Source organism: Streptomyces sp. H27-H5, assembly GCF_026627505.1.
In the GTDB taxonomy this organism is placed as follows: domain Bacteria; phylum Actinomycetota; class Actinomycetes; order Streptomycetales; family Streptomycetaceae; genus Streptomyces.
Genome location: NZ_JAPNLK010000229.1, coordinates 1 through 3,808, shown reverse-complemented (window position 1 = coordinate 3,808; position 3,808 = coordinate 1). Strand labels below are relative to the sequence as shown.

4 protein-coding genes are annotated in these 3,808 nt (G+C 67.0%); 3 read left to right on the top strand and 1 reads right to left on the bottom strand.

The annotated features are described in order from the left end of the window. The first annotated feature begins 939 nt into the window (after positions 1 to 939). From OTB19_RS42030 to OTB19_RS42020, 3 genes are all read left to right on the top strand, one after another. Complete coding sequence (locus OTB19_RS42030) at positions 940 to 1,182, top strand: hypothetical protein (protein WP_267804138.1); 243 nt, start codon at positions 940 to 942, stop codon at positions 1,180 to 1,182. A 194-nt stretch (positions 1,183 to 1,376) separates the two neighbouring features. After that, on the top strand, positions 1,377 to 2,063 hold the full coding sequence (locus OTB19_RS42025) for a hypothetical protein (RefSeq protein WP_267804137.1): 687 nt from the start codon (positions 1,377 to 1,379) through the stop codon (positions 2,061 to 2,063). A 395-nt stretch (positions 2,064 to 2,458) separates the two neighbouring features. Then, positions 2,459 to 2,677 carry a hypothetical protein gene (locus OTB19_RS42020; protein WP_267804136.1) on the top strand — a complete coding sequence of 73 codons (219 nt, stop codon included), beginning with the start codon at positions 2,459 to 2,461 and terminating at the stop codon, positions 2,675 to 2,677. 364 nt (positions 2,678 to 3,041) lie between these two features. On the opposite strand, the gene OTB19_RS42015 is transcribed toward OTB19_RS42020, so the two are convergent. Beyond that, positions 3,042 to 3,629, bottom strand: a complete 588-nt coding sequence (locus tag OTB19_RS42015; protein ID WP_267804135.1) for a hypothetical protein — start codon at positions 3,627 to 3,629, stop codon at positions 3,042 to 3,044. Between the last annotated feature and the right edge of the window lie 179 nt (positions 3,630 to 3,808).

The window sequence follows — 3,808 nt, the reverse complement described above, 5'->3', positions numbered from 1 at the left end:
GTCTCCTCCGGAGACACGACGCGACGGCCCTACGGGCCGTCAGGATGCCGGGCGCTCCGCGCCCTTGGCGGGCCTCCGGCCCTGACGCTAGGTCACCTTCGGTGACCTAGACGGGCCTTCGGCCCGAGGGGTCCGGCCTCCGGCCGAACCCTGGCTGGCAGCGATGATGAGGGCTGATGTCGCGCGTTTCCACTGATCAGGGTGGTGGTAGAGGAGTTGGGGGCTTGGGCCTGGTGCTCGTGCACCTCAGCGCCTCCCACTCCCCTGAACAGCCAGCCCACCGGCCGCTACGCGACCGAGAGTAGCGCACCACCAGACCGAACGAAACCCCTATCGGGCCCCCGGACACGCGGACATAAGCCCTGTGAGCGGTCTACACCAATATGGCGAGTTTCGGATACACCAACCCGCCCACGAAACCCAGGAATTCACCACGGCCGAATGCGGAGAACCCTGAATGCGGAAAGTGGGAAAGCCAGCCCATTCCTCAACACTCATACTCCCCCCACCAATCCCGAGCTATGCGCAATTCACACCTCACACCCGCACAACCCCGCATGCGCACACCGCATGCCCCAAACACGAAAACACGCACGCGACCCCCTCCGCCGATCCGGGCCAAGGGCGAGCGCCAGCCCTTCGAACCTCCCGCTGGCCCATTCCACGGCCGCCAGGGTTACTGATCGTTCACAGAGCGGTGTTGGGGAGGGAGTTGCGGGGCTAGTTCGTACGCGGCGCATCCTCAACTCGCAACGAAGAGCCCTTCTTGAAACGGCGTCCTGTCAAGGCTTCGCGAATCCGCGTCGCGGACGCGCTGGAGCCTTCTGACCAGGCACGGAACGAATATTCGCGAGAACTCGACCCTCGGTCGTCGGACTCGCACAGTGGCTCTCGCCCAAGCCTCCCCGGCGCCACGCCGGGACCATCGAGAGGAACACCATGTCCACCATTGCCACCACGACCGCCCAGACCGAGAGCACCGCTGGCGAGACCGCGCGGCAACTGGCACGGCTGCGACACCAGCGAGACGTGCTCCTCTTGGCGGTCGGCGCCTTCTTCGCCATCGTCGCTCTCCTGGTCGTGCGCATCGCGCCGTCCTGGACCGACCCGCTCGACGCCGGCCTCACCGCCTTCGGCGCCTACGCGGGAGTGGTCGTCCCCTACCTCCTCCGACGCCGGTGACACCACCGACGAAACTCCCCACCACAGAGGAGCGGGGTTCGGGACCGGCCGTCGAGGGGCCGGCCGGCCCCGTCGGCTGTCATGACGGCGCACCGTCTCGCCGTTCCAAGTTCATGCCTGGCTGGGAGCCGTAGTCGCCCTCTCCCGCCCTGGAGCGGACGTCCATTGGCAGGATGCTCTCGAAGGGGGTGTCCATGATCAAGAAGCCGGGTTTACCCAGAAAGACTCCGGAGGAGGTTGCCTCGGAGGTTCGGGTATTCCTGACTCGCATCCAACGGCGTCGGAAGCGCTTCCGAGCCGCGGACGAGAAGCATCTACGCGAGGTTCGGAAGCGCGTCCTTGAGGCAGTCTGGGCAGGCATCGGCCACGAGGACGTGGCCAAGAGTTCCGGCTACGCGCTGAAGACGGTCTCGAAGTGGGTGGCCAGGTGTCGGGTCGCGGTGCAGGAGGTCGAGATCGATACGGCCAGGGAGAGGCTGAGCATCATCCATGCGCGGCGGAATCGTATGGCCGCGGAGGAACTGAGGATCTCGACCAAGGCCCGGTCCGTGATCCGGAAGGCCATGGGAGTGGGCATCCCCGCCACCGAGTTCGCCGAGATCACCGGTTACGAACTATCCACTGTTGAGCGGTGGTTTGCGTCGACTCGTCGCGTTCTGTTGCAGGCTCATCGTCGCTGGGAGATCGCGTCCGTCAGGCGAGGCAAGGCGAATCGCCCGCCGCAGGAACTGTCTCCGGTCGAGTACGACCAGTGGCTCGTCCAAGACGACCAACGACGCAAGAGCATGCTGCGGAAGTACGGGCTCCAGCCGAGACGCCGGCGCAACCTTCCGCGCTTCAACTCGGCGCGCTGGAGACGACGCCAGAAGCGTGGCAGGTGACCTGCGTCACACACGCGCCTACGCGTGCGCGGACGTGCGCACGCGTAGCGTCTCCACCTTTTGCTACCCAGCGGTAACCAGCCTGTCCGACAGCCCGGCTGACGGTGCGTCTGGGGCTACTGTCGCTCTCACTCCCCGAAGCGGGAGCACGCACTGGACAGCCGCACGACTGCGGCTGTCTTCGTCCGTCAAAGGGCCTCACCAGCGAGACGAGCGCCTCGGCGGGCTGCGGAATAGCAGTCCTCGGACCACTCGGGCCGAGGAACAGGTCGGGGCCTGCTCGTTGAAATCTTCCCGGATCGTGGCGAGCAGGCCCCCGGACCCCAAAGGGCCCATCCATGACGGTACACAGCGAACAGCGGCCTGAACCGGCCGAGATTCGTGGAATCGAACACATGAGCAGTGCGATCTCTCGACCGCGGCCTCAGAACACCAGGGTGAGGGTGCTCTTCGTGCTGCTGGCGTTGATGACCGGCGTCGCCGGTGCTCTCGCCGCGTACATCGCGGGCACCCACGTGAGCAGCGCCCAACCCATCACCTGGGCGGCCTCGACGTTCATCGGCGCGACGGGCCTCGTCCTCCTCCTCGGCGAGAAGACCGGACTCATCGAGTAGCGCGCCGATCCCTCCCGACTCAAGGCTCAGCTCCCGACAGGGCGATCCCCTGGAAGGTGATCTGACGGCCGAACAGGCCCTGCCTCGCCCCGAACCACCCAGGCGGCGCGAAACGCGGCGAGGGCGGCACACAGCGCCCTCGCCGGGCCTCTCAATCTCATCGCGTGCGCCGGCAAGTGTCAGAAATCCGATTGGGGGACGGCTACCGATCCCTCGCCTGTGGAAGAGGGGGTAGGCCAGCCGGTCCCCGTCTGCTTCGAGAGCTCCCGATAGAAGCCCAGAAGCATGGTGACGTCGCCGTTGGCCGACCACGTCGCGCCGGTGAGACGGTGAGGGCCGGGCCGGCTGGCCTGGTCTGCCGCTTTTAGGCACCGATACCGAGCGAACCGACGTATGCGTATGCCGCATAGTCGGAGTCCAGGTCTGTGATGACGTCGTCCCAGATCTCGTCCAGGGTGGACATGTCTCCCTGGCTCCAGGCGTCGACCGCGTCGTCCCAGATGTACCGGGCCTGTACGGACCGCTCGCTGACGGTGGGCCGGCGCCGCTTCTCGTCCACCCCGGTCTGGTCCACCGGGTAGATCTCGATCCGCCGGCCCCGCCCGTCGTTGTCCAGGAGGCGTTTCAACGCCCCGGAGCGTACGAGGTTGGCCCGGCGGTGCTCCTGGTACGCCTTGTCCACGGCGTCCAGCTTGACCCGACTGGGACGGGCGCCGCGGTCCCAGGAGCGCAGCAGGCGGGCGCTGACGCCGTGGCCGGCGAGGACCTGCCGGCCGGGGCCGCTGGACAGATACCGCAGCCGCGCGGACAGGCCGCGCTTCGCGGTGACCGGCGTCGCGATACCGCCCTCCCCGGCGATCCGATTGATCTCGGCGGCCAGGGCCTGCGCACCGCTCATGCCCTGGGCGCCGTGCTTCTGCCATTCGCCCCAGAGGTCGGTGGCTCCGCTCACGGTCTACTCCCCCAGCGTGTAAATGGACTTGGCCTTGACCTGGGTGAGGTCTCGGCCTTCCGGGAACACCTGCTGCCAGTCACCGGCCACATGCAGTTCGTCGGTGCCGGACATTTCCACCACGGTCAGACCGGCGGCGTGCGCCTTATGCGCTTTCAGCCACAGGTTCGCGAATGCCT